This window comes from Nitrospira sp. Vd2, from assembly GCF_979581665.1.
In genome coordinates this window covers 1-24,422 of record NZ_CEFZSK010000028.1, presented here as the reverse complement: position 1 = coordinate 24,422, position 24,422 = coordinate 1, and the positions used below count along the sequence as shown (strand labels likewise).

General features: G+C 60.7%; 33 protein-coding genes and 1 pseudogene. 19 read left to right on the top strand and 15 right to left on the bottom strand.

Annotation, left to right across the window (positions count from 1 at the left end):
* The coding region (locus AC1U7K_RS11835; RefSeq protein WP_480251536.1) for a hypothetical protein at positions 1-306 on the top strand (306 nt) is incomplete at its 5' end.
* Positions 307-359: 53 nt separating this feature from the next.
* A complete protein-coding gene (locus AC1U7K_RS11830; RefSeq protein ID WP_480251535.1) occupies positions 360-704 on the top strand; it encodes an FHA domain-containing protein in 345 nt (114 codons plus the stop codon).
* On the opposite strand, the gene AC1U7K_RS11825 is transcribed toward AC1U7K_RS11830, so the two are convergent.
* Positions 701-1,291 (bottom strand): hypothetical protein, encoded by a 591-nt coding sequence (locus tag AC1U7K_RS11825; RefSeq protein ID WP_480251533.1) that lies wholly within the window; start codon positions 1,289-1,291, stop codon positions 701-703. The two genes, AC1U7K_RS11830 and AC1U7K_RS11825, sit on opposite strands and share 4 nt — an antisense overlap.
* A 14-nt stretch (positions 1,292-1,305) precedes the next feature.
* A complete protein-coding gene (locus AC1U7K_RS11820; RefSeq protein ID WP_480251532.1) occupies positions 1,306-1,794 on the bottom strand; it encodes a HugZ family pyridoxamine 5'-phosphate oxidase in 489 nt (162 codons plus the stop codon).
* Positions 1,795-1,822: 28 nt separating this feature from the next.
* Here AC1U7K_RS11820 and AC1U7K_RS11815 point away from each other — a divergent pair, with 28 nt between their 5' ends.
* Positions 1,823-2,197: a response regulator gene (locus tag AC1U7K_RS11815; RefSeq protein ID WP_480251531.1), complete on the top strand. Its 375-nt coding sequence runs from the start codon at positions 1,823-1,825 to the stop codon at positions 2,195-2,197.
* A 59-nt stretch (positions 2,198-2,256) separates the two neighbouring features.
* Here the strand turns inward: AC1U7K_RS11815 and AC1U7K_RS11810 are convergent, their stop codons facing one another.
* Both AC1U7K_RS11810 and AC1U7K_RS11805 read right to left on the bottom strand, forming a co-directional pair.
* Positions 2,257-2,523 (bottom strand): response regulator transcription factor, encoded by a 267-nt coding sequence (locus tag AC1U7K_RS11810; RefSeq protein WP_480251529.1) that lies wholly within the window; start codon positions 2,521-2,523, stop codon positions 2,257-2,259.
* Between the two features lie 278 nt (positions 2,524-2,801).
* Positions 2,802-3,002: a hypothetical protein gene (locus AC1U7K_RS11805; protein WP_480251528.1), complete on the bottom strand. Its 201-nt coding sequence runs from the start codon at positions 3,000-3,002 to the stop codon at positions 2,802-2,804.
* Positions 3,003-3,327: 325 nt separating this feature from the next.
* On the opposite strand from AC1U7K_RS11805, the gene AC1U7K_RS11800 reads away from it, so the two are divergent.
* Entirely contained in the window at positions 3,328-3,528 is a 201-nt protein-coding gene (locus tag AC1U7K_RS11800; protein ID WP_480251527.1) for a hypothetical protein, read from the top strand.
* 77 nt (positions 3,529-3,605) lie between these two features.
* On the opposite strand, the gene AC1U7K_RS11795 is transcribed toward AC1U7K_RS11800, so the two are convergent.
* Positions 3,606-4,373, bottom strand: a complete 768-nt coding sequence (locus AC1U7K_RS11795) for a ribonuclease H-like domain-containing protein (protein ID WP_480251526.1) — start codon at positions 4,371-4,373, stop codon at positions 3,606-3,608.
* A 347-nt stretch (positions 4,374-4,720) separates the two neighbouring features.
* Here AC1U7K_RS11795 and AC1U7K_RS11790 point away from each other — a divergent pair, with 347 nt between their 5' ends.
* Entirely contained in the window at positions 4,721-5,125 is a 405-nt protein-coding gene (locus AC1U7K_RS11790; RefSeq protein ID WP_480251524.1) for a response regulator, read from the top strand.
* On the opposite strand, the gene AC1U7K_RS11785 is transcribed toward AC1U7K_RS11790, so the two are convergent.
* On the bottom strand, positions 5,117-5,542 hold the full coding sequence (locus AC1U7K_RS11785) for a response regulator transcription factor (protein WP_480251523.1): 426 nt from the start codon (positions 5,540-5,542) through the stop codon (positions 5,117-5,119). The genes AC1U7K_RS11790 and AC1U7K_RS11785 overlap by 9 nt on opposite strands.
* 134 nt (positions 5,543-5,676) lie before the next feature.
* Here AC1U7K_RS11785 and AC1U7K_RS11780 point away from each other — a divergent pair, with 134 nt between their 5' ends.
* Positions 5,677-6,231: a hypothetical protein gene (locus AC1U7K_RS11780; protein WP_480251522.1), complete on the top strand. Its 555-nt coding sequence runs from the start codon at positions 5,677-5,679 to the stop codon at positions 6,229-6,231.
* A gap of 311 nt (positions 6,232-6,542) precedes the next feature.
* On the opposite strand, the gene AC1U7K_RS11775 is transcribed toward AC1U7K_RS11780, so the two are convergent.
* Positions 6,543-7,193, bottom strand: coding sequence for a hypothetical protein (locus AC1U7K_RS11775; RefSeq protein ID WP_480251521.1), 651 nt, complete (start codon positions 7,191-7,193; stop codon positions 6,543-6,545).
* A 192-nt stretch (positions 7,194-7,385) separates the two neighbouring features.
* Here AC1U7K_RS11775 and AC1U7K_RS11770 point away from each other — a divergent pair, with 192 nt between their 5' ends.
* A complete protein-coding gene (locus tag AC1U7K_RS11770; RefSeq protein WP_480251520.1) occupies positions 7,386-7,754 on the top strand; it encodes a PilZ domain-containing protein in 369 nt (122 codons plus the stop codon).
* Positions 7,755-7,887: 133 nt separating this feature from the next.
* Here AC1U7K_RS11770 and AC1U7K_RS11765 read toward each other — a convergent pair whose 3' ends face one another.
* Positions 7,888-8,601, bottom strand: coding sequence for a hypothetical protein (locus AC1U7K_RS11765; RefSeq protein ID WP_480251518.1), 714 nt, complete (start codon positions 8,599-8,601; stop codon positions 7,888-7,890).
* Positions 8,602-8,797: 196 nt separating this feature from the next.
* Positions 8,798-9,064 (bottom strand): PilZ domain-containing protein, encoded by a 267-nt coding sequence (locus tag AC1U7K_RS11760; RefSeq protein ID WP_480251517.1) that lies wholly within the window; start codon positions 9,062-9,064, stop codon positions 8,798-8,800.
* 226 nt (positions 9,065-9,290) lie between these two features.
* Between AC1U7K_RS11760 and AC1U7K_RS11755 the strand changes: the two genes are divergently transcribed.
* On the top strand, positions 9,291-9,566 hold the full coding sequence (locus tag AC1U7K_RS11755; protein ID WP_480251515.1) for a LuxR C-terminal-related transcriptional regulator: 276 nt from the start codon (positions 9,291-9,293) through the stop codon (positions 9,564-9,566).
* Positions 9,567-9,964: 398 nt separating this feature from the next.
* Positions 9,965-10,180 carry a hypothetical protein gene (locus AC1U7K_RS11750; protein WP_480251514.1) on the top strand — a complete coding sequence of 72 codons (216 nt, stop codon included), beginning with the start codon at positions 9,965-9,967 and terminating at the stop codon, positions 10,178-10,180.
* Between the two features lie 47 nt (positions 10,181-10,227).
* Here AC1U7K_RS11750 and AC1U7K_RS11745 read toward each other — a convergent pair whose 3' ends face one another.
* The 3 genes from AC1U7K_RS11745 to AC1U7K_RS11735 form a co-directional block, all read right to left on the bottom strand.
* A complete protein-coding gene (locus AC1U7K_RS11745) occupies positions 10,228-10,692 on the bottom strand; it encodes a diguanylate cyclase domain-containing protein (protein WP_480251512.1) in 465 nt (154 codons plus the stop codon).
* Positions 10,693-10,857: 165 nt separating this feature from the next.
* A complete protein-coding gene (locus tag AC1U7K_RS11740) occupies positions 10,858-11,289 on the bottom strand; it encodes a hypothetical protein (protein WP_480251511.1) in 432 nt (143 codons plus the stop codon).
* 42 nt (positions 11,290-11,331) lie between these two features.
* The gene (locus AC1U7K_RS11735) at positions 11,332-12,198 is read right to left on the bottom strand and encodes a M48 family metallopeptidase (RefSeq protein ID WP_480251510.1); all 867 of its coding nucleotides are present in this window, start codon (positions 12,196-12,198) and stop codon (positions 11,332-11,334) included.
* An 86-nt stretch (positions 12,199-12,284) separates the two neighbouring features.
* Here AC1U7K_RS11735 and AC1U7K_RS11730 point away from each other — a divergent pair, with 86 nt between their 5' ends.
* The 6 genes and pseudogenes from AC1U7K_RS11730 to msrA all read left to right on the top strand — a co-directional run bounded on the left by AC1U7K_RS11730 (position 12,285) and on the right by msrA (position 16,696).
* The gene (locus AC1U7K_RS11730) at positions 12,285-12,470 is read left to right on the top strand and encodes a hypothetical protein (RefSeq protein WP_480251509.1); all 186 of its coding nucleotides are present in this window, start codon (positions 12,285-12,287) and stop codon (positions 12,468-12,470) included.
* 618 nt (positions 12,471-13,088) lie between these two features.
* Positions 13,089-13,379: pseudogene (locus tag AC1U7K_RS11725) on the top strand (DNA-3-methyladenine glycosylase I); the annotation flags it as partial.
* Positions 13,380-13,454: 75 nt separating this feature from the next.
* Positions 13,455-15,041 carry an ATP-binding protein gene (locus tag AC1U7K_RS11720; RefSeq protein ID WP_480251507.1) on the top strand — a complete coding sequence of 529 codons (1,587 nt, stop codon included), beginning with the start codon at positions 13,455-13,457 and terminating at the stop codon, positions 15,039-15,041.
* Positions 15,038-15,787 (top strand): VOC family protein, encoded by a 750-nt coding sequence (locus AC1U7K_RS11715; protein ID WP_480251505.1) that lies wholly within the window; start codon positions 15,038-15,040, stop codon positions 15,785-15,787. The genes AC1U7K_RS11720 and AC1U7K_RS11715 overlap by 4 nt, the downstream gene beginning before the upstream one ends.
* Before the next feature lie 43 nt (positions 15,788-15,830).
* The gene (locus AC1U7K_RS11710) at positions 15,831-16,070 is read left to right on the top strand and encodes a hypothetical protein (RefSeq protein WP_480251504.1); all 240 of its coding nucleotides are present in this window, start codon (positions 15,831-15,833) and stop codon (positions 16,068-16,070) included.
* A 68-nt stretch (positions 16,071-16,138) separates the two neighbouring features.
* Entirely contained in the window at positions 16,139-16,696 is a 558-nt protein-coding gene (gene msrA, locus AC1U7K_RS11705; RefSeq protein ID WP_480251503.1) for a peptide-methionine (S)-S-oxide reductase MsrA, read from the top strand.
* A gap of 363 nt (positions 16,697-17,059) precedes the next feature.
* Here msrA and AC1U7K_RS11700 read toward each other — a convergent pair whose 3' ends face one another.
* Positions 17,060-17,329, bottom strand: a complete 270-nt coding sequence (locus AC1U7K_RS11700; RefSeq protein ID WP_480251501.1) for a hypothetical protein — start codon at positions 17,327-17,329, stop codon at positions 17,060-17,062.
* Between the two features lie 89 nt (positions 17,330-17,418).
* On the opposite strand from AC1U7K_RS11700, the gene AC1U7K_RS11695 reads away from it, so the two are divergent.
* Complete coding sequence (locus tag AC1U7K_RS11695; protein ID WP_480251499.1) at positions 17,419-17,880, top strand: NUDIX hydrolase; 462 nt, start codon at positions 17,419-17,421, stop codon at positions 17,878-17,880.
* 16 nt (positions 17,881-17,896) lie between these two features.
* Here the strand turns inward: AC1U7K_RS11695 and AC1U7K_RS11690 are convergent, their stop codons facing one another.
* Positions 17,897-18,574 (bottom strand): transglycosylase SLT domain-containing protein, encoded by a 678-nt coding sequence (locus tag AC1U7K_RS11690; protein WP_480251498.1) that lies wholly within the window; start codon positions 18,572-18,574, stop codon positions 17,897-17,899.
* A 307-nt stretch (positions 18,575-18,881) separates the two neighbouring features.
* On the opposite strand from AC1U7K_RS11690, the gene AC1U7K_RS11685 reads away from it, so the two are divergent.
* Positions 18,882-19,163: a LuxR C-terminal-related transcriptional regulator gene (locus AC1U7K_RS11685; RefSeq protein WP_480251497.1), complete on the top strand. Its 282-nt coding sequence runs from the start codon at positions 18,882-18,884 to the stop codon at positions 19,161-19,163.
* A 65-nt stretch (positions 19,164-19,228) separates the two neighbouring features.
* Here AC1U7K_RS11685 and AC1U7K_RS11680 read toward each other — a convergent pair whose 3' ends face one another.
* Complete coding sequence (locus AC1U7K_RS11680) at positions 19,229-20,227, bottom strand: S1C family serine protease (RefSeq protein ID WP_480251495.1); 999 nt, start codon at positions 20,225-20,227, stop codon at positions 19,229-19,231.
* Positions 20,228-20,469: 242 nt separating this feature from the next.
* On the opposite strand from AC1U7K_RS11680, the gene AC1U7K_RS11675 reads away from it, so the two are divergent.
* Complete coding sequence (locus tag AC1U7K_RS11675) at positions 20,470-22,035, top strand: ATP-dependent DNA ligase (RefSeq protein WP_480251537.1); 1,566 nt, start codon at positions 20,470-20,472, stop codon at positions 22,033-22,035.
* Positions 22,036-22,178: 143 nt separating this feature from the next.
* On the top strand, positions 22,179-24,182 hold the full coding sequence (locus AC1U7K_RS11670) for a sensor histidine kinase (RefSeq protein ID WP_480251494.1): 2,004 nt from the start codon (positions 22,179-22,181) through the stop codon (positions 24,180-24,182).
* The last annotated feature ends 240 nt before the right edge of the window (positions 24,183-24,422 follow it).

Genomic DNA, 24,422 nt, shown 5'->3' with positions numbered 1-24,422 from the left:
CAACCCCCCCATCCCACAACCGGCCCCCGCGAGGAAAGTCGTGGACGACAAGATACGGGGATCGCCGATCCCACAGTCAATCCCGGTCAAGCGGCAAATATGCGGATGGTCGAAGGACAAGTCCTGCGGCTGGACGACCGCGGCTACATCATTCGCAACCGGGACGGGCAGGATGTACGGCTCTTCATCGATGAAGGGACGACCGGAGATACCGACTTGAAACCCGGCGACCGGATCAGCAGCCGCATTACGCCTCAGGGCCGCGCGATCTCCATTGAGAAAGCCGGCGAAGAGACGGCTCGTTAAGCCACCCCACCGTCTCCCGACCGGATGCCGACGTCGATCGCTGGTGGTGCCGCTTGGCGACTCAGATACCCAGGGACCGATGGCCCGCCTTTCTCGATCTGTACAGCCAGCATCACTATGGCTGGCTGGTGCGGGTCGAAAGCGCCGGAAGCGAATCGCCCGAACGGCTGCCGTTGGACGCGCTCGCGTTGACGGTGGATCGCGGCTCGGAGGCTCTCACCATCACCCTGACCGACCCACATGTCCCGCAAGGACATCGGCAAGTGACGATTCAAGATGTCCGTCACATTGTCGATGAGGGGGAGGAGCGCGGTGAAGCGGTGCTCGTGATCCGCTCGGGGGGAGGAACCGCGCGCCTGCGCTTGGAGCGGGCGCCGGCGACACGGCATGCCGTTTAAGGAGCCCTCTGGGCGTGGTCCAAGCGCTCCCATCGTTTCGATGACGGCAAGGTTCCGTCACGGAGCGCGTTCATCTGCCGCTCGCCGCCGATATCCTCTGGATAGAGCCGGTGGAGAAACGCCTCGAGCCCGTTTGCGGATTCCGGGGTCTTGAAGGAAGGGAACTGCCGGATGACCTGCGCGCGTTCGCGTTCGAGATTCAACTCGAAGGCGCGGTCATCAGGGTCCAGGACGATCCATAGCTTGGAGAGATTGAGGTTGCGGAGGGTCGCCGCATCGGCAACCTCCCCGGACATCGGCGTCTCGTCTCCCGCCTCTCCCTGCATGCTCCGATACAACGCGCCCACGAATGAGTCGAACAGCAGACGTTGGAGGGTCACGTGTGCGGCGAGAAACCGTTCCAGGGCTTCACGCTCCCGACCGTCGGTCGCGAGGCGGTCACCTTCTTCAACCAGGTGTGATGCCATTGTGAGCCGCTCGGACGCACCCATGGCAGGGGCGTGCAGAAACGGCATCATCATCACAGTGGAAGTGACGCCGATGACGACGAGCAGTCCTGTAAAGAATCGGCTGCGATGAAGAGCCACGGCCCTCGAACCTGCTACGGCGTGGAGTCGGGCCGTCCTTGATGCACCCACTGATTTGGAGCGGTGCCGGACGCGGTATAGGCTCGACCGAATCCCGCGATGAATTGCGCGCGGTCCATGGAAAGCGTCCAGAACTGAAAATCACCAAGGCCAAGCGTGATCCTGGCATCGGGAAAACGAGCAAGGAAGCCGGCCGTGATCAAGTCGTGTTGCGGATGGTCCGAGGAGACGATCGAGGCCCGCCCTTGGAGCACGAGTCGTTTGAGCGCCAAGGGATTGTGCTGAGGCTGGTCCGCTTCAAGTACGAGCACAGATACCCGCGGGTCGTGCCGTAAGCGTTGGGTATGTGCGGCAAGCGTGCTGACATGAATCCCGAGAGTCTGCCAGCCCTCCAGCGCCACGAAGGGAATTGCCGATGCGAGCGGGCCGTTGGGCCCGAGGGTCGCCAACATTCCCACGCGCGTGGCGCCCAGAAGGGCACGAACTTCCGCTTCGATGTCCATCTGGACAGTATAACCGAGGAAACCCGCGATGGACGCGATCATCATTGTCGAGAATGACGTGGAAATGTTGCAACTCCTGGCGGACGGAGTCGAACCCCTCGGCTATCGCGTCATTCAGGCGGCCAACGCCTACGAAGCATTCGAGCGGATGGAAGGTCGCACCGTGGCGCTGGCGATTACGGACCTTCACATGCCGGGCGGAGGCTTCAATTTTCTCACGCTGCTCCGTCATCAGCTGCCAACCACTCCGATCATCGTCCTGACAGGGTTCGGCGATTACAGGATCCGCGAGGAAGTGTTGAGGCGAGGCGCGACCGTGTATTTCGAAAAGCCGGTGCGCCTGCGAGACTTGCGAGCGGCAATCGACGAGTTGCTGACAACCCAACAGACGGGGCAGGCGTGAGGGAGCACGGAGGGAGGTCGGGCACGGGATTCTGAGACCACCGGGGCCACTGGCGCGACTCACGCCACGTGAATCATCCCCTCTTGGATGGCCGCTTTGAGCAATTGAGCCGTGTTGGTGACCCGGACTTTCTTCATCATCGTCGCGCGGTGCGCTTCAACGGTCTTGACGCTGATCTTTAACCGGGCCGCGATCTCTCGATTGCGGAGACCGGACCAAATGAGCTGAAGAATCTCCTGCTCCCTCGGGGTGAGATCTTCCGGGCGTCGGCGTTCCTGTTTGCGGTCTCGTGGTCCCGTTGACGAAGACGATCCGTCCCGTTTCATAGGCAGTCCATTTCCTCAGGATACTCGCTTGTACCGCCGTGGCGTGGAGCCAACTATCGGTGAAAGTACAATTGTGCTGTGCGAGCGGTCCGCAGTCGGCCCTAGTTCCGATGCTTACAGTCATGAGGGCATTGATCGGGATCGAACGAGCGGCAGCGCCGGTTTCGAGACGACGAGCGATCGCGTTGGCCGTGGTGCCACATCTGCTGAGCGCTTGCGAGAAAGTTGCGGCGTGCCGGGCTGTCAGCCCGGCACCGTATTGGTGGAGAGCCTGCCCGTTACGAGGTCCGTACTTCTTGCAGGTGAGGCCGCGCGGCCGGGCTTCGCATGACGGTACGGCGGCGACGGTTGGCGAGAATCGTCGGATCCAGTACTTCTCCGCACGCGATGCATCGCCAGCCGGGCAGTGTCAAGTACGTTCCTTCGTGGTCATGAAGGTCGAGCGGCATCATCGATCCGGCACAACGAGGACATGTCATGATAGGTCTCCTCTACGACATGAACAACATTATCGACCGAGCCGGGCCAGAGCGTCTGTCGGTGAATGCCGCGCCATCATGTCGGCACTACAAAACATGTAGGTGGTTTGCCGATCTTGAGCTTCATCATAAACCTACATATCATCCTGCGCGTGGTTTTCGGTTTCAGTTGCATTCCGGTGAAGACCGGCGAACACGTTCCAGGCATTCCAAACCGTGAGAATGCCGTCTCTCTCCTTTCGGACCCTCGCGCGGGTCTTTGATTACGCCGGAGTGGCCGTGCCGCAGGTTCTCGTCACGTCCGTTCATTCAAATGGAGGTGATCATGCAGAGTCGTCTACAAATGATCGCGCAGGAAGAACAGGAGGAATTCGAACGCCGCCGGAAGTTGATCCAGCAGGCACGGAAGGGCAACCCAACCGCCAAAGCTCGCCTCTTCGATCTCTATCAAGTGCGGTTCTATTCGCCGAAAGACATGCGTCGGGAGGATGTCGAAGCTCTCTACCGCCGCATTGAACTGAGCTGACGCCTCAGCAGGAGGCGATAGCAACAACAGGATAAGCCCGGAGCTCGGGGTGGCACGCCGCCCAGGAAGCGTAGTGCCTAGCTGATGCGGGGAAAAAGATCGCCACGGCACTGTCGTGCCAGGCCACAGTAGAGAAAATCCGCCAGCGGCTCAAGGTTCCGGCAGTCTGCTTCGTTGTACGCCAAGAGGAGATCGAGGGCTTCCGCGTCTCGACCGTGGCGCCAGCGCGTCCATAATCGGACGGCATCCCAACCATCCAATCCTTGCAGCGCAGCCGTGCGCTCGATGCCGACCTGACTTTCGATCGATTTCAATCCACCTCGGAGTCCGACCTGCTTGGCCACAAAGCAGAGATCGATATGAGGCTGATCCAGACGAAGCCGCGGGTACCGGGCGCGGAGACAGGGCAGGTCGAAGCCAGACCCGAAAAAAGTCAGGATCAGCTCATAACAGGATAATTCCTCCGACAACCGGTCTTCGGTCAGCGTATCACCCGCGACGAGACTCGTCATTGTCCCGCGGCCATACAGGCCGACGACCGTCACATCTCCGGACGGGCCGGCCGTTTCAATATCGAGATAGACGGCAGAGCCGCGGAGCCATTCGTACAGACGCCATTGGTCTCGAGCCTTCATCTGCCGGCCGAAGAACCGGGCGTCCCGCTCAACGTAATGCTGTTGGGCGGCCGCCACTCGCTCATTGTACAAGGCTTTCCGCTCCCCACTCATGCCGCTGATGCGATTCGTGTCCAGGAAGTGGTGCCACGTCTCGATCCCATCACGCCACCATTTCCGCTCCGTGATGTGCCCGACGCCCGGCAGGAACAGGAAGGTCGATTCGATCATCGGCAAGCCTCGGCTGGGATACGGACTTTCCTTGCGGGCATATCGCTCATTGTGTTCGGCACGTTGTCTACGTGCTGTGCGGAGGCAATGATCTCACGCACGCGCCGCCTCATTCGAGGTATGAAGCAGCCGCGCCGGCACCACCTTACACAATGTTCAACATCTGGACGAGGCGTAAGGCCCGTGCAGGTCCGTGTCGATCATGCGACCATTCCCGTCGCATTGTAGAACACTCGCCGCGCGTGCCATCCTCGTCCTAGGGCCATTCAGCCTCGTTGACAACGGGTGGGCCCTATGGCATTGAGCAAACCTAAGCAGATCGGCTGGAGGTCGCAAGCTGGGGATGTATGAGGCGCGAAATTCTGCTCGTTGAGGATGGTCGCGAAACGCAGGCCGTCGTACGCCGACTCTTGGAGTCGGATGGCTATCGCGTCTGCGCCGTCTCGACGGGCGGTGAAGCGATTGAAGCGGTCCAACAGTCATCGTTTGACGGCGTACTGCTGGATATGATGCTGCCGGAAACGAGCGGCCTTCACGTGCTGGCCCAGCTTCGCGGGATTCAGAATGATCTGCGGGTGATCGTCATGAGCGGGCAGCCACAGCTGGCGGTCGAGACGGTCAAGCAAGGGGCGGAAGCGTATCTCATCAAGCCGTTTACTTCAGAAGCGTTGCGGGAGCAGATGGAACGGTATTTCGTGCGCGACGATCACCAGCCGGGAGATTTCCCCCGACGGTCTGATCCGTCACAATGACCGCGTTTTGGCGCGATCTTCGGTTTCATGATCGGATGGGACGGCGAGAAGATCGCGGACTTTTTCTAAGAATACGCGCGGCAGGAAAGGTTTCCGTAAGTACGCTCCGCCAAGCACACCCTGAAAGTTCTGTTCGCTCACCAATCCGGAAATAAATAGGAGCCGCAGGTCGGGGCGGTTCTGTTTCAACGTCCGCGCCAAGTTCGGCCCACTGATTCCCGGCATGGCGATGTCGGCGATCAGCAGGTCAATTCGTTCCGCGTACAGAGAGCTTACGTTCAGCGCCTCTTCTCCGTCGAGCGCCCGAAGGACACGATAGCCCGCCTGTTGTAGCAGCACGGACATGACGCCGCAGATGCCCCGATCGTCGTCGACCACGAGGATGGTCTTCGGATGGTGAGCCGACGTGCGTCGCATGCCTGACTACCGTAGCACCGAGGTCGATGGCCGTCAAAGTCGCAACGGCAATACGGCGAGATGCTCATTTGCTTTGGTTCTCAAAAGCTGTTACCTACAGCCCGGTATACAAAGGTTGCCGAGAGGGAGGCAGAATGGATTGCGTCGGTGGAACGTTTGCATTGCTCGCCGTGGCTGCGTCGACAGGCAGCGCGGCCGTCGTGGCGCTGATTCTGGGATTTTTGCCGCACGAGCGCGAGCGGCGGCGTCGGGTGAAGCGGGCCCAGTTTCTTCGCGCGCACCTACTCAATCAGATGGCATTGATGCGTGGGTGCTTGTCGCCTCGAGACCGGGCGATGCCGCCTGAACAGGAATCGATCATCGATGCCTTTGTGCCGTTGATCGTGCAGGCCGAGGTTCTGGAGGTCGAGGAGTGGTTGGCGATACTCCGTGCGCAAAGCGCGGTCATTGCGGCCAAGAACCGAGTCTCCTACAACAAGCGGGAAGCGCGGGTCGCGGAGCGTGCCCTGGACGAGGCGACGGCGGTCCTCCAGACCTATGCCGGCAACGGGCGCCCGCGATGGAGCCATGACGCCTGGAGTCTACTCATTCGATGCAGATCGAGACCCGCTCGGCGGTCGCAGGCAGAGTCGATGGCGGCGGATCATCCGCCGGGCGGACGGCTCATGCCAGAACGACCGGCTACCTGAGACCGTCAAGAGCAGGCGGTGGATTGAGTACGGCTTCATCGTGAAATCGAGCTGAAGGGTGCCAGGTGGACCGCCCAGTGTTCGGCAGACGCACGTCCAGCGACTGATCGAGCAGCTGATCGGCGAGGCGGTCGGTGGCGGCAAGCAATGTCTCGAGGGTGCTGCGTTGAAGCCAAGAGGCGCTGATCAGCGACGAAGGGGCCTATAGCGAATGGTGTGATGGCGGCTGGAGAGGCGCCGGCGCAATCCGGCGGGACCCCCGTACAACATCGTTCAAAGTCTGCCAGGCGTGAAGAGCGGAGGACAATCGGCTAACGCTCGGCTCGGCGCTCGCCGTACCGATCTCGTAATTCTGAGACGAGAGTTCGGGCTTCCGGAAGCAGATCCAATCGGTTTTCTGCTTCCGCCAATTGCAAGGCCTCGGAGGCGAGCATCATCGCTTCATGTGTCTGGCCCCGACCGGCATAGCTCCGAGCGAGCGTCATGCGCGCATTGATTGCAGTCGGCGCTCGTTGAATCACCCGGCGCAGCATCTCCTCTCCCTTGGCGGCATCCCCGCCCAAGAGACCCGGTAGCCGGACGAGAAACGTGCCCTTGGACGAGAGCGCATCGAGATGCTCGGGGTTCAACTGAAGCGTCCGATCCAACGCTTTCATCATTCGGCGGAATCCGAGCACGGAGGACGTCGAAAAGGTTTCCCCGTCGATTCGCATTTGCTCGCCCAAGCTGCAAAACAGGGCGAAATGTGCCTCAGCCGACCGTTCATCGAGCTTCACGGCTCGTTCGGCGAGTGCTTGGCTCTTCTCGAAATGGGCCAGGCGGGTCGTGCGCTCCATGGCCTGTCGTCCCAGGTTGCATTCGCGTTGTGCTTCAGCCGACAGGTCTCGTGCCGAGGGCTCGGCGGCGACCCCGACCGAGGTCCACAGGGTGACGGCACCGATGACGATGACGATGTTGCGCATCTTGCTTTTCCTCACGACAACCATTCTGCTCAGACCGGGTGACTTGGAATGCGGACCGAATCTTAACTCATGCCGAGGTGACAGTCACTACTAAAATTTGCGCGCGCCGATCGTGCACGGCCTCTCGCCCTCCCGTCATCGTGCCTCTCAAGATATTCGTGTCCATCACCGATAAAAAGGCAGAGGTGCTCAATGCCCGACCTCCGTCAACAGCGTCGCTTTCCGACACATTTTCTTGCCACCTGGGAAAGCGCGGGCTCATGTAAGAGCGGCGACGGCATCGTCGAAAACATCGGGATGGGCGGATGTAAGATCCGCACGCCCGCTCCCACGGACGTCGGCGTCGAACTTGTACTCACCTTGTTCTTGCCCCGCCATGGTCTGTTGGGCGTTCAGGGAATCGTTCGCTGGCAGGTCGGCTACGATATGGGGCTGGAATTCATTCGATTGGAGCCGGCACAGCTGCAGCAATTGCACCGTTTCCTTGCAGCCCTTTCGCTCAGGCGTGCTGAGCCGATCCCTGCGGTTCGAGAACGGAGCGAAACGAGTCCGCCGGCCTAGCGTCCGCCGTCCCTCTGCTGATCTGATCCGCCAATTCGATCGCTCCTCGATTCACCAGCCAAATTGTGTCGTCCCCGCCGGTCATCACCGGTGGTCGTAGGTCTCTCCACGCCGTTTCGTTCGCTCTTCGACCTTATGAGTGTCCTTCGGGCAGCGTCACATGCTCGGGTTTCTCGGCCGCTTCGGTCGGACGAAGATATGTGACTGCCAGGCGACGACCGTCGAGCGAGATGCCATGACGAACTGAAGCGGCGAGCGAGGGGAGTGTGGCGAGGCCGCGTTCACTTGAAGGATCGAGAAGGACACACGGTTCATCGGCCACTTGAAAGGTGAGAAAATTCGTCACGTTCGTCACGGCGCCCGGTTCCCCCTGGCCGGATCCACGATCAATGGGGGGCGAATGAGACCGATCCCGACGAATGACATGTTCTATTGCTTCCGGTGGAATGCCGCAAGCGAGAACGTAGGCATCAGGCCATGAAAAGACGAGGTAAGCGGGTATCCGCTGATAATCGAGCAGGGTGGCCAACAATAAGGCGAGGGCTTCGGGGTCTCCACCTTGTCGAGCCAGTGTGTCGGCCGGGTGCTGCGGTGGAACGGTCAAGCGGTCGGCAGCCCGATGACTCATGCCGCTGACGAAGCCGGCGAGCAAGAGCGTCTTGCAGGCTGATTCGTCCTCGCGACAACCGGCAATCCCTTCAGCGGCGGCCGCGGCAATGGAAGCATGGGCCGCGTACGAATCGTGTGGTGCGACGGTTGAGAGATCAGGTGGCGAGGAGGGCAGTGAGGTGACATGGATTGCCACCAGGAGAAACCCCAGCGCAAAAAATAGCGAGACCCACGACATGCGCGACCCCAAGCAACAACGGGAGAAGTGTAGCCAAAAGCTTGAGATCCGCCAGTCATAAGAAATGCGTCGCGGTTGGAATTGAGGCAGTCAAACTCTCGACGAAAAGGGCCGGCGCGATCAGCCAGCCAGGTGCGGTTGCGAGCAGGTTGACGCGAGGTCTTGAAGAACTCCAGCGAGGGCCGCTAGCTGTAGCTCACCGATCGTCAAGAATTCCGCACCGAATTCCCGACCGACCAGCCAACGGACAATCGAGCGATCGACGATGAATAGGAGCGAGAAGGGTCGGCACGTGCAGACAAATCCGGAGAGTATCGCCGACCGAGGGTGGCGTGTCGCTGAAGATCTGGCAGCCGCCCGCGCCGAGATCCTGAATAGTGCCTTCACCCGGGACGCCGCCACCTTCCCGGGTCCACGACATATCAAAACGCGCTGGATATCGTCTGTGCCGTCGATGGTCCATCGCCGGTCGCCGATGAGGGAGGCCCGTACTGCTGCAGCCCTGCACGGTCACGAATGAACACAAGAATAGCCTAACCAGTACTTCCTGTCTAAGGATAGGTAGGGGCAGGCAGACAATGCAGCCTATAGTCTTTGTCCTACATGAGTTTCAGCATTGAACTGACAGTAGATGCCGTGACCGCTCATTATGTTAGGTTTTGCCCTACCTGAAAATGCTAGGAGGAGTTATGAGCCGACCGAAGGTACGAAAACGAGTGGCCGTTCGTATCGGCAGCGCCCCGCCATTGACACTTCGTCAGAAGGAGATTCTATATCTTATCACCCAGGGCTACCGCAGCCGCGAAATTGCCGACCAGCTGAAAATCAGTGTGCAAACAGTTGAAGTCCACCGATTCAACCTAATGCGACGCTGGCAAGTGCGGAACGTGGCCCAACTCATCCGGCAGGCTCTCGTTTGGAACTATTTGCCAAAGAGCTACCCGAAGGTTTCTCGAGCCGGTTAGCTCCGACCGCTCAAGGGCGACGCTCGATCCTGCTAAATATTTTTTAAAGCGCCCTCAGGAACGGTAAACGGATTTTCCTTCTTCGACCTGCTTGCGCCTGAGAGACACGTCCTTCCGACGGGCGGTCGGGGCATCGCTTTTCCTGCCTTCTCCTGTCGCGACACGCGTTCCCACCGTCTGACATTCAATCCCACTCCCTTCCGGTAGCATCTTTTTCATGCCGAAAAGCAAAACGGCTCATGCCTGTTATCTCTGTGAAGCAGAAGATCGCCTGCGCATGACGTTTCTCTCATGCCGGCGCTGCTCACGCCATTTTTGTAGCGAACACGGTTCTGTTCAGTTTGACCAGTGCTATGCCTGTTTAGAGGCAGACGAAGTGGTGGATTGACGAGAGCGAGATGGTCGTCTTCAGAGTCGTCATCGAGAGGGGTGCCATGATGAACATCGGCCTTGTGTTCTTGATTGCCATTGTCTTCTCGGCTTGCGCCGACCAACGTAGCCAGAAGCGGACGGCCCCGCCACCGGTGGTCGATGCGCGCCAGCCGGGTCTTCTCGTCGAGCCCATTCCTCCGGCCCCCGCGACAGGGAATCGTCCGCCGGGACCTAGTTACTAAGGAACGGCGATGAAGAGGAGACGAACGGGGGAACGCGGCCGGGTTGGCTAGGAGAGGTCGGCGGTCCCTGCACCATATTGAACCTGCGATCGGACCGCGGCCGCAAACAATGTTTCAACCGTTTCACCGTCAAACGGGAAGCAACTGACGCCGATATTCAACGTCCATGTCGGGTACGACCGCAGCTTTTCGTTACATTTTTCCCTCAACCGCTGGACAACGGCGAGAGTGCTGTAGCGGTCGGCGTCCGGCAGGACGAGCGCAAAGCGGTCCGGTGAGAGGCTTGCCGCATAGTCATAGCCACGGAGTGAAGTCTTGCAGGTTGTTTCAAAGACTTGGCGCAAGCTGTCTCGAGACTCCGACTCCACGCTGCCGCCGAGCTCGCAGATCACCAGCGACAACGGTGAGGTGTACCGCATCGACCGATTCAGCTCCTTGTTCAAGTATGTCTCCAGGTCATGATGTCCTTCGACATTGCCCGTCGGGCTAGCGGTAACCGCGGTAGGTGCCATAAAAACTCCTTCCGTCTCCGTTCATGTCCTTTATCGGCCGTTCCTCTCCTAGTCTTAAGTATATGTGCCGAATTCGAATGCGCAAGCGGATTTCGGGACAGGTAGCGCGATCCATAGGGCGGGTTCGTCCCTGCGGAATGTGACGCGCACGGTGTGGCAGGCAGCCTAGGCCGAGACCATGGAGAGGAGCTTCTTTACCTGCGCATGAGCGAGGACAACGTCGGGCGCGCGCTGCAGGTTTTCGTAATAATTTCGCTCGAATCCCTCACCCTCTTCGGACGGCTTCAGGAGTGTGCGAACTTCGGCGAGAATGTGCTGCGCATCTTCCAACGTCGCCTTCTCCTCATCCTCGAGCATTTCGTCGATCCGAACGACGAGATGCGACAGTGGGTGCAGCCAGGCAAACCACGGGTCGCTCATCACGAGTTGAAGGAGCTGAGCGGGCGAGCCGACCCGGCCATGAATCCGCTCGTAGGTGACCTGTTCCGCATCGAGGAGCGCCTTGTGGAGGCGCAGGAGTCCGTGACGAAGCTCCTTGAGCCCGCGCCGGAGACGGTCCGAAATCGGGCTGGAGGATGACCACTGTGACGCTGTCATACCGTTGCGGCTATTGTACCCGCTTGGGTGCGGTTCAGCCAGTCATGGGGAGCCGTAGGAATGCAGGCTCGATTGGTCCGGTGTGAGAGGGGGTAGGTCGGCGACGGACATGGACGGATCGGGATGATAGTGGCCGAGTGCTTCGGGCATCCATTTTTCAAGTTGGGCGATACGCCGACCGTGACTCGGATGAGTCGAAAGGAATTCGGGCGGCTGTCCCTGACTCATCTGTTCCATCCGTTCCCAGACGTGCACCGCCTCATGGGGATCATAACCGGCATCGGCGGCGAGGAGCAGACCAATGTGATCCGCCTCGGATTCGTGCTTGCGACTATAGGGCAAAATGAATCCAAAGTTCGCCAAGGCGCCGCCTGCCATTTGCGCGATCTGCGGGCTGAAGCCTTGGCTTGCGGCGCCGAGCGTTGCGCCGAAGACCGCCGCCTGCGCCAGCAGTCCTTGACTCATCCGCTCTCCGCTATGCCGGGCAAGGGCGTGGGTCACCTCATGCCCCAGAATGGCCGCCAACCCTGCCTCGTTCTTGGCAATTGGAAAAATACCGGTATAGACGGCGATTTTTCCTCCCGGTAGCGCGAAGGCATTCTGCGTCTGATCGTCCTTGATCACGACGACTTCCCATTTGAATTGCTGAGCGGTCTCGGCATATTTCGATCGCTTGGCGGCCTCGATCACCCGCTCCGCGACCCGCTGGACTGGCTCCGTCTCACGCGGATCCTGAGAAATGTGAATCTTCGGACTGTTGACGACCTGCTCATACGCCTGCAGGCCCATCGTGCGTTCCTGTGACGCGGGTATCAGTTCGAGTTGCCATCGACCGGTATAGGGATTGGTCACGCAGCCACTGAGGCATCCCGCGACCAAGACGGTCAGCACCAGGAAACGGCGACACATGACTTCATCGTACTGCCATTGGGCGAGTGGGAGACAGCAGAGCGGCGCCTACGTATAAGAGGGACCGCGGAGACAATGAGGAGAGAATGGAGCTTGGTGTGTTATCCGGGACTGACGTTCGCCGTATCAGCGGTGAGCATGATCGGGATGTTGCCGGCGCCCTGCTGTGGAAGTGGTTCATCCACGCCTGGTCGCACGATTGTCAGCGGCTCCGGCCGTTGGGACCCGGTGGCGCCGATTGTGAGGAACGTCAAGAGACTGTGGAGCGGTGACTAGAGAGAGGCCTGAAGTTCTCGGCACACATTGAGCCGGCGACGACTATCTGAGACGGTATCCGCGACGCGAGCGGTCGTTGTCGAATTGCACGAGAGAAGAGGTCGTCCCTCCCCGCAGCCAATCGCCAAGTACAGCCCCAGCCACGAGCAAGGGCGGTGCGACGAGGATCAGAGAAAACCATATCCATCGGCTGTGCAGATCCATGATGCCTCCGTGATCGTCACACCATAAGACCAGCAAAGAATGTGCCTTTGTACCCTCGCATTCTCGTCGATCAATGAGTGGGTTTATGGCACGCCGGCCGGCGCGCCGTGGTAAATCCCAAACAGCTATCGCAAAATAGCAACAGAATTTTTGCGCGTCTGATCGCCCTATCCCACGTCGTTCTGCCGGTAGGCCTGTGAAACGGCAAAGATCTTCAGAATCGTCCGACGTCCCCAGCGCACGCAAGCAAAGGGCGCGACCACGTTCGCGTGCACCGTGTTGGTGTCCCTTCGAACGCACGAGCCCGCACACCGATGACGAATATTTCGAAGCGTTGACCGCCGCCGTCTTCGTGGCCCGGTTCACTCCGGCAATCGTGAAGACGCGCTGGCCCTTGATTTCGAAAGGCATTCAACGATTTCGCTGTTCGTACCGTCGCGCAATGGCCCGACTCGACCGTCGACAAGCTGCTCGAGGCGAACGGGATGATCCGCAATCGAAAAAAGGTGATGGCCACGCTGCGGAACGCACGACGACTGTTGCAAAAGGCGGAGGGGCACGGGTCGGTGGCGGCCTATCTTCGTGCGTTCGAGACGGTCGATGCGCTAGTCGCCGATATCGATGGCTGGGCGCACTATATCGGCGCGCCATCGATCCGGTGTTTCCTCCGCTGTGCCGGCGTCATGGCGCGAGGAACGTGAGTTCGGCGAGGTGATGCTTAAAGAAACCGGCGTCGCCGGCCGATAGAGTCGACAGCGAGCACAGGAGGCGGTCCGATGGCGGGAGGCCCAACGACGGCGGGCGGATATGATCCGCAGAGCCTGCTCAATTCTCAGCCGGTCATCGTCACCGTCATCGATCCCCACACCCATCGTGTGCAATTTCAAAATCAGACCGGCGCCAAACAATTCGGCAACATTGCGGGGAAGCCCTGCTATGAAGCGATCGCTGGCCAGCCGTCGCCGTGCAGGTTTTGTCGCATGAATGAGGCCCTTGCGACGGATGAGATCACGTCGAATGAAGTCGCGATGCCGAACGATCAGCACCTGTTGGTGCATTGGTCGAAAACGGTGACGACCGACGGAGCGGTCCACGTCATCGAAACGATCACCGACATTACCGAACGCAAGCGACTGGAGCAGGCCTTGCGGCAGGCTCAGAAGATGGAAGCGGTCGGGCGGATGGCGGGCGGCATTGCCCACGACTTCAACAATCTGTTGATGGTGATCAACGGGTATAGCGATCGGATGCTACGCGAACTCGGATCGCATCCCGGGAGCCAACGGTTGGAATTGATCAAGCAGGCGGGGGTGCGAGCGGCGGCATTGACGCAAAAGCTGCTGGCGTTCAGCCGTCAACAGGTGCTGGAGCAGCGCGTTGTCCGGCTGAACGAGACGATTCAGAGCATGGAACCGCTCATCCGAGGAATGGTCGGAGAACGCCTGGAATTGGTGATCGAGTGTGAACGCGAGATCGGCACCGTCCGTATGGATCCGGTCCAACTCGAGCAGGTGATCGTCAACCTCATCCTCAATGCGCGCGATGCGACGCCCGAAGGTGGGCGTATCACGATCCGCACGGCCAATGTCGACCTTGACGAGGCCTACGTCGCGACGCATCCCGGCGCACACCGCGGTCGTTACGTGACCCTGAGCATTGCCGACACCGGCCACGGGATGGATGAGGAGACCCTCGCCCATATGTTCGAGCCGTTCTACACGACCAAGCCGATCGGGAAAGGCACAGGTCTTGGGCTCGCGACCGTGTACGGCATCGTCAAGCAGTACCAAGGGTACGTCGAGGTCGAGAGCCGTGTTGGGCAAGGGTCGCGATTGACGGTCTACTTTCCGCGCTCGGCCGACTCGGACGAGGTGAAGACCGTTTGCCGCGCGTCAGGAGAGCAAGGCCACATGGTGGCCGTCGTGGAGGATGAACAGACGGTCCGTCTCCTCGTGGTGGAGCTGTTGAAAGGGGCTGGCTATCAGGTGATCGAAGCGGCCAACGGTGTCGAGGGGATCGAGCTGATCAGTCGGCATGCCAGGGAATGCCGGCTCGTGATTACGGATGTGAGTATGCCGGAACTGACGGGCCCGGCGATGGTCAAGCGGCTGCACGCCGCGTTCCCCCACCTCAATGTCCTATTCATGTCCGGCTATACCGCGGATCTTCTCGAAGCTCAAGCCAGCGAGGGCCTCGTGCATTCCTACAGAAGCCGATCATGCCCGACGTGCTGCTCTCGAAGGTTGCAGCGATGCTTGCCGTTCGCTGAGCCTGCCGAATCCGCGCAACTCGTCTCCGCGTTTGACCCTCTTGATTACGTTTGCTACGCTGCCGCGTCGAGTCGCGGAGACGAGGCGCGATGAACCGATTGGACGCCGTGATGGCGGAGATCCGTGAATTTGTTGCCGAGCGGGAATGGCAGCCGTTTCACGATCCCAAGAATTTGGCCATGGCCGTGGCCTCAGAGGCGGGTGAGCTGCTCGCCGAGTATCGATGGGTGTTCAACCAGGACGCGGACGCGGCGACGAAGGACGTCGAACGACGCGAGCGGATTGCGGCGGAAGTCGCCGATGTGGCCATCGCGCTGCTGCTCTTCTGCGACCGGACGGGCATTCAGCTCTTCGACGCCATCCAGGCGAAGATGGCGGTGAATCGGACCAATTACCCGGTGGCGCACTCCCGTGGGAGGGCCGACCGGCCTAAATCGCGATCGACAGACCAACGGGACAGCAGAAAGGAGGGCGCCATGGTGAAGGGGCTGGCGTTTGCAATGTATCCGGTCACCGACCTCCAACGCGCGCGGCGCTTCTACGAAAACGACCTCGGCCTCCGTCCCAGCCGCGTGTTTCAAGAGGCGTGGGTCGAATACGACTTGCCGGGAGGGGCGACGTTTGCGATTACGACCATGGCGGAAGGCTGCTCGCCGAGAAGTGACGCCGCCTCGATCGGCCTGGAGGTGGAGAATGTTGAGCGCGTGACGGAGGAACTCCGGCGCAAGGGACATCGTATCAAGCTCGGACCGATGACGACGCCGGTTTGCCGGATGGCGGTCGTGTTGGACCCGGAAGGCAATGCACTCACCTTACATCAGGCGACCAAGAGCTGGTGACGGATCAGGACTGTCAGCGCGTCGCCACGACCGAAAGGACAGCATGAAGCCGGAAGTGACTGAAGCATGGTTGGGACAGACCCCGGAAGCATGGATCGGTGCCGAAGGAACCGTGGGGCTTGGGCCGACGCAAACCGCGCGATTACGCCGCCGTCATCGCGCGGCCAGGCCGCCTTCAGTGGTCTTTCTGGGCGCCGCGTTCCTTGCCGGTCTCGCCGTCGGTGCCCTGCTCTGTCGCCTCGTGACCGCTCGTCGCCCACGGGATAGGCAAAGCGAAGGATAGTATGGCTTCAGTGTGAGCCGTGCAATCGTGAGCGATCGAATGCTAAAGTGACGTGTGTTGAGGGCCCTGTGCAAGATTCCACAAACAGGCAAGCGAGAGAGGTCGCGACATTGGCCGGCGGCTGCTTTTGGTGCCTTGAGGCCGTCTACGACCAGATGAAAGGAATCGAGTCGGTCGAATCAGGCTATATGGGCGGCAGTGTTGCCAATCCCACCCATGAAGAGGTCTGCACCGGCCGGACAGGGCATGCCGAGGTGGTGCAGATGACCTTTGATCCGACGGTGACGTCGTATCGCGAGGTCTTGCAGATCTTTTTCGCAATTCATGACCCGACGACCTTGAACCGGCAAGGGAACGACGTCGGGACGCAGTATCGCTCGGCGATCTTCTACCACTCGCCTGAGCAGAAGGATATTGCGAACCAGGTGATCGCCACGCTGACGAAAGACAAGCTGTTTGATCGACCCATCGTCACCGAGGTCGTTCCCGCGGCGCGCTTCTACCTGGCGGAGGACTACCACCAGGAATATTTTGCGCGGAACCCGTATCAGCCGTACTGTAGCTACGTCGTCGGACCGAAGGTCGCGAAGTTCAGGAAGCAATTCGCCGACAAGGTCAAGAGCTGATGACCGCTCTCCCGCCCAATCTAGTTCTCAGTTTCGCCGTGCGGACCTGGAGCACCGCGAGGTAAACCAGCCAATCTTCCATCTCTTCACCGTCAGGATCGTCTCGTGCGCACGCCCGTTCCCCAGAATCGATCCTCTGCTCACTTAGGCTTCACAAAATGCGTGACTGTGTTCTGGAGTTCCTGCCACAGTCCAGACTTCTGAATGACTTGGTGTCGCCTGACGATCACGATCGCCTGGGGCGGGCAAAAGGGAAATTCCATTTTGGTCCGACCCTCGATCCGTGCCACCAGTTTCCCATTGCCGTCCCCCGGTCCCGACGTAATCATTAACGGATCGCCGGGTTCGAGCACGCACGTGCCGCTATAGCCGAGGTCGTCGTACCTCGCCGGCTGAGTCTCCGAACAATTTCATTGAGATCGTCCTTGGACCACCGCTATAGCCGAGGTCGTCGTACCTCGCCGGCTGAGTCAGATAGGCGCGCTGCTTGCCGCTCGCAAACACGAGGACGCCCGCCTTCAGTGGCTCTTCGGGTGCGACGGAATAGAGAAAGGCTGGAATGATGAGCATGGTGCCGACGATGACGGAAAGGGCCAACAGTGGAGGGCGGCCGCGCGGCCGGGTTTCATCCATCGACGCATTCATGGTGTGAGCTTGCCATAGGAGGTGCGCCACGTACCAGCCGTATTTCGCCCCTGGCCGTTCTCTTCTACAATGCCGCGATGGGGAAGCAGAGCGCGGGGCTGCTGATGTATCGCCGGCGCGAGGGCCGGCTTCAAGTCTTCTTGGTCCATCCCGGTGGCCCATTTTGGAAACGAAAAGATGCGGGCGCATGGACGATTCCCAAAGGCGAATACCAGCCGGGGGAAGACGCGATGGCGGCGGCCAAACGGGAATTCCAGGAGGAGACCGGACTGACGGCTTTCGGCGAGCTGGTGGAGTTGCCGTCGATCACGCAGCGGAGTGGGAAGATCGTGCGCGCCTGGGCCTTCGCCGGCGACGCGGATCCGGACTCGATCAGGAGCAATACGTTTGAGTTGGAATGGCCGCCAGGGTCAGGGCGATGGCAGTCGTTTCCGGAAGTCGATCGGGCCGCCTGGTTCGATCTTGAGGACGCCAGGGAGCGAATCGTGCCGGCGCAAGCCCCCCTCATTGACGCGCTAGAAGCGATGATGCGCTCATGAGGGCATCATCGGGCTGTTATCGCAGGCGTGCGAAGACTCTGTAGTAGCGCTCGGTTTGCCCAATCGGCAGCGGCTCGCAGAGAAGTTCGGATAATCGCATCGTCCGTCCGCAGGATCGGGCTTCGGGCAGCTCCGTGCAATACCAACGGTGAACTTTGGGAACGTAGGCGAGGGAACCGTTGTAGCCGGCCACGGCGCGCCATGTGTTGCCGTGGAGTCTGATCTGCTCACCGAGAATAATCCCGGCCAGCCGAAGGTTGGTGCACGCATCGAGGGCCCGGACGGGAGGGATGCCCGTGCGGGCTTCCAGGATTGCCAAGTTTCGACTATTCACCTGCGCGAGCCCCACGTCGAAGCGCACGTGCTGCCGCTCCAACGCCGAGAATTGAGCGACGGCCGCGGCATAGGTCGTAGGCCGTATCGTCCGGCGCAGGCCCTGCGCATCGAACCACCCGAACGCATACGGATGTTCTCCGGATTCGACGAGGACGATGGCGCGAAGGAGAACGGGGTCGACCCCTGCCTCCCCCGCTGCCTCCCGCAGGCAGCCGGACCAGTCGCGTACCGCGGTCTCAGCGAGATTCGTCGACACAGCGACGTGCGGCAGCGCGAGTTCCGGTGACCACAGGGTGTAGGTGAGCCCGGCGCTGAACGTCAGCAGCCCGGCGAAGGCCACCAAGCGCAGGGCCGTCACGCCGCCTCGACTCTTTCGTCGTCCCGTTCCACGCATCGTGATCTTCCCATTCCGGGCAGACTAGGATAAAAGACCGCGCGGTATCTTTCAACCATGATGACTTGATGTCGAGTGGAGCGCGGCCTGTACCGCCTCCGACGTGCAAAGTACCTCGACGGCCCTAGTGACAACCCGCGTCGAGGGGAACAACGTAAACGTTTGTCCGGTACGTAAGTGTAATGGCTATCCTCTAGACTCTCAACTCTGAATGGTTTTCTCTAGGCCACACTGCAAGGCACGCGAACGCTGAAACAGGAGGTGTAAGCGGATGGCGCAACACAAAACAGTGGAAAGGCCGAATGGCAGTCGTGATTGGCGGTCCAAAGAAGTGCAGTTGACGCCACGACAGGCCGAGATTCTCCGGCTTATTTCCGACGGTCTCACCAATCGAGAGATTTCGGCGCACTTGAACATCAGCGCCCGGACCGTCGAAGTCCACCGCTTCAACTTGATGCGTCGGCTGCAGGTCCGAAACGTCGCGCAGCTGATCCATCAGGCGTTGCTCATGGGATTGCTCTCGCGCAGCTACGCGAAACCGATGCGCGGCTAAGCGCTTGGAAGACTGACGCACAGAAGACGGCAGAGCCGTCTGCTGGGCGGACCCGCGACAGCGGGTTACGATTTGCCGAGCGTGACGTGGAGAATCTGTTCCGTCTGTCCGCGGAGCACCTTGACCGCGACGCGTTGACCGGGCCGCGTGCGCTCGATCAAAAAGTTCTTGAGCTGCACGCCGTCGGTGATCGGCGTCTCGTCGATTGACAACAGGACGTCTCCTTTGCGAATCCCGCCTTCGAGCGCCGGTCCCATTGCGTCCGATACCGTCACGCGCCATCGTGTCCCGATCTTCGTCGCGGTCAATTGCACCCCGAGCCGCGAGAAGCCCGGCTGACCGCCCTGAATGAGCGCGGTGACGATGCGCTGGACGAGCGAGCCGGGCACCGAAAAGGCGAAGCGGCTACACCGGCGATCGCCTTGAGTCGTTTCCGTTTGAATAATCGCGTGCACCACGCCGACAATGTCGCCACTGCCGTTGAACAACCCACCGCCGGAGTTGCCACTGCATGCCGACAGATCGACTTGAAACAACCGGGTCTCCACGGTCGGCACGAACGTATTCGGGTTACCGAGCCGGCCGAAGCCGACGGCCGGTCCCCAGCCTAATGGATAGCCGATCGTAAACAGTTCTTCGCCGGCGTCCGGTTCCTTCTCGGCAAACTTCACTGCCGGAAGGATCGAAGCATCCCCGGTGAGGCGATAGACCGCAATATCCAAGAACGCATTCACGCCGATCAAGGCCGCCGGCAGCTCGTCCAGTTCGGTCGTGAGGACGCGGATATCCTTGGGACTCATCGGGCGCCCACTCTCGTCGCGATCGACCACATGCCGTGCCGTAATGATATAGCCGTCGCCAATGTGAAAGCCTGACCCGACCGGGATGAAATGGGAAGGTCCCGGCTGCTCGGCACTGGCCGCATCCAGTACACCGACCGTCGCCCGTTTTGCCTTGTCGATGGCCGGCGCAAACCGCGATGCAGTGGCCGTCTCGGCCCAGGCCGGAGGAGACAGGACAATGGCAAGCAGGAGCGCAACGGGTCTTTCTAGAAGCCGCCTCATGATCGAGTCATCCTTTCCGCGTCTTTTTGTAAAGTGCCGCACTCTACCACTGTTCGAACCGAGCGGCCAAGGCCGTGCCCCGCGCTTCGCAGGCACCTTATAATAAGGAAGCGCGCCGGCCGGGATGGTGAGACATCGAAGGCTCCCGCGGTGCTTTCGGCGTTCGGTGCGACAGCCGGCTACTACCTGGCGCGCCATGGCAGAGGGCTGAACGTCGGATGGAGGTCGCGCCAAAACAAAACATGCTGCTCCGTGATCTTGTCCACAGCAGTCGTCAGGTCACCGACACGTCCAGTCGGTTGGAGAAGATCCGTCATCTCCGCGACTGCCTCACGCGGCTCACCGGTGAGGAAATCGAGATCGGCGTCCAGTATCTCACAGGACAATTGCGGCAGGGCAACATCGGCATCGGTCCGGCCTTACTCGGCGCCATGCGGTCGGTCGAGCCGGCCGGACGGAGCGAGTTGACGTTGGCCGAGGTCGATCTGGCGTGCGAGCAGATCCAGCAGACGACCGGGCCGGGGTCGAGCCGGGAGCGGCAGCGACAACTCGGCGTGCTGTTTGGCAAGGCCACCAAAGAGGAGCAGGACTTCCTCGTTCGCCTCATGCTCGGTGAATTGCGGCAAGGGGCGTTGGAGGGCGTGATGGTGGAGGCTATTGCCCGGGCAAGCGACGTAGCCGCATCCGACGTTCGCCGCGCGCTCATGCTCGCCGGAGACCTGGCGGCTGTCGCCCGGGTCGCGTTGACCGAGGAGCAAGCGGGTCTCGGTCGGTTCAAGCTCCAGTTGTTGAACCCTCTGCATCCCATGCTGGCCCAGCCGGCCGAGGACATCCCGGAGGCGCTCGCGCAATTCTCACCGGCGGCGTTCGAGTACAAGATGGACGGCGCTAGGATCCAGGTGCATAAAGACGGCGAGGATATCCGCGTCTTCAGCCGCACGCTCAACGACGTGACGGCTTCGGTGCCCGACGTGGTGGCAATTGTCCATGCGCTGCCGCCCCGCACCCTGATTCTTGACGGTGAGGCATTGGCGTTTCGGCCGGACGGCATTCCCCATCCCTTCCAGATCACGATGCGGCGGTTCGGTCGAAAGCTTGACGTCGAGCGTCTGCGACAGACCTTGCCGCTCACTCCGTTCTTCTTCGACTGCCTCCATGTCGATGGAGAGGACCTGATCGATCGCCCGACCGTGGAGCGTGCCGAGCTGCTTCAGCAAATCGTGCCCGGCGGCTCACTGACGCCGCGGTTCGTCACCGACGATCCAGCCCGGGCCGATGCCTTCTTGCATGAAGCGTTGAGTCGCGGCCACGAAGGCGTGATGGCCAAAGCGCCCGGTGCCGGCTATGAGGCCGGGCGACGGGGCAGCAGTTGGTTGAAGATCAAGCGCGCGCACACGCTCGATTTGGTCGTGCTCGCGGCTGAATGGGGGCATGGCCGCCGTCGCGGGTGGCTCAGCAACCTCCACCTCGGCGCCCGTGATCCCGAGCACGGCGGCTATGTGATGCTCGGGAAGACGTTCAAGGGCATGACCGACGCGATGCTCGATTGGCAGACGCAGAAACTCCAGGCTCTCGAGATCGGTCGCGACGAGTGGACCGTCTACGTGCGTCCGGAACTCGTCGTCGAGATTGCCTTCAATGACATTCAAGCGAGCCCGCATTACCCGGGTGGTCTCGCGCTGCGGTTTGCCCGCGTGAAACGGTACCGCCCCGACAAATTGCCGGAGCAGGCCGATACGATCGAAGCCGTCCGCGCTGTGTACGCCCGCCAAGTGGAAGGCGCCGCGACGTCCGGACCACCTGTTTGACTCCGTCGGCGCAGCTCTCAGAACCATCCGCGCAAGCTGGGCCATCTCTTGCCGCTCGCCTCTCTTTCGAAATCCCGTTGCTCTCGTCTAGAATGACCGGGATGTTCAGGCGCCGTTCCCAACGAACGATCCGAGGACGGATCGTGGTCGCGATCGTGCTCGTCGGCTGCATTCCGCTGCTGATCGGGCTCGTGTTGGCTTCCATGGCCGAAATGCGGTCGCTGAGCCGGGTCATCGGCGGAAATTTCCAGACGATCGCCTCGCAAGCCGCCGACCGGGTCGCGATGCTCGTGGACGGCGAGGTCCAGCGCCTTCGCCTGTTGGCGTCCGCGCCGCTGCGAGTCCGTCAACCGGTCTTGCTTGCCAATAGACAATATCAGGGCAACGACGCGGCCATCTCCGCTTTCATCCAAGAGCGGGCGAGCCGATGGGAACAAGGCAGCCGGGAGGCGGAGCAGATCGTCCATTCCGAGTTGTCGCGCTACCTGCTCGAGCGCGTCGTTGGAGAAGGTGACAAGCTGGTGGGCATTTTAATCACCGATACACATGGCGCCCTCGTGGCGGCCAGTTCTCAGCCCGACCGCTATGTCTTCAATGATCAACCGTGGTGGCAGACATTGCAGCGCGACGGGACGGCGGCCGTCTTCATCAGCGACATGATTCCAGCGCGCCAGGGGTCGTTCCGCTCGCCTGAGGAGACCATCGATATTGCTGTGCCCATTCTCGATGATCACCAGCACCGGCTAATCGGCGCCATCAAGGCGACTTATCGGTTCGACCCGCTCTTTGCGCTGATCAACCAGATCCGAATCGGCCAGACGGGTCATGCGATGCTGTTCAGTGCGACGGGACAGCCCTTGGTGTGCCCAATCTTGCCGCGCCAGGCGCATCGCATTCCCGACGCGCTGATGCGACTGATCGTCTCGAACGAACCGGGGTGGATCATTGCCGAGGATGACGGGCACGGCTCGCGGGACACGGTGGTGGGATTTGCTCCGGTGCATGGCCTGGGGTCCCCCGGCAATCGGTGGCATATTTTCATTCGGCAACAACCGTCAGAAAGTTTTTCACCCATCCACGAGCAACTCCGGAGCTTCGCCCTAATCGGGCTCTTCATGATTTTGTTGCTCGCCGGACTCGGCTGGTACGTCGCGGCGCGCATGGCCCGGCCGATTCAAACGTTGAAGCAAGGCGTGGAGGCGATCGCAAACGGGACGTATCATGGACCGTTGCCGGTCAAGACCGGGGATGAGTTCGAGGAGTTGGCGCAGGCCATGGATCGGATGGCCGAGCGTCTTCGGGCATCCCGTGCGGAGTTGGAGTCGCTCAACGGTGATCTCGCGCGCCGGATCGAGGAGAAGACCGCCGAGGTGACTGCGCATGTGCGCAAGCTCGAGACCTCCGAGCGGTTGGCCGCGCTCGGCAAAGTCGCGACGGGCATCGCGCACGAGATCAATAATCCGTTGGGGATTCTGGTGAACCGCATCGAATGTATCGAGGCCGAAGCCGAAGAACTCGGTGTACCGGAGGCCCTGGCTCGGGACCTCGCCGCTGTCCGAGCGCAAGCCGATCGCATTTCACGCATCACGCAAAGCATCTTGGCGCTGTCCCGGGCATCGGCCTGCTCGCACAAGCCGATCGACATGCGCTCCGTCGTGGAGAGCGCGTTGGCCGTGGCGGGCGAGCGGCTGTCGGCTCGCGAGGTACGAATCGAGGCTGAGCTGGCTTCTCTGTCGCTTCCAGTGCGCGGAGACCGCGCGCGATTGGAATCCGTGATTGTGAATGTGTTGAACAACGCCATTGACGCGATTCAGTCCATGGGGGCGGACGGCCGGATCACGATCGATGCGCGACCGCGGCGGGATGTCGACGGCGACTGGGTCGTGATCCGTGTAGCCGACAATGGCCCGGGCATTCCCGAGGCGGTCCTTCCCCGCATTTTCGAACCGTTCTTTACCACGAAGCCACCCGGGCAGGGGAGCGGGCTCGGCTTGTTTTTGAGCTATAGCATCGTCGCCGAGCATCGGGGACGATTAGAGGCATCCAATGGCGAGATGGGTACGGTCTTTACCATCACGCTACCCGCCCTGGTAGATCTGGCCGGCATGGAACAGGAGTCGATGTGGGAGTCCAAGGTAAGGTCCTGATCGTCGATGAATCCGTCTTTCTGTTCCGATTCAAAGTACACAGGTCAGCCTGCAGCCTAGTTAGACTTATCGCCACGATGCTCCGCCAACCTTCGGGTTAGATATACTTCTCTTGGCTAATTGCGGCCAGAGCTCCTAGTATGGCTTCATTCCTCGGGGTGTACGTTCCTTGTTAACGGGATAAAGGACTAGCATGGCGACCTATATCCTCGGCATCTCCGGCTACTATCACGACAGCGC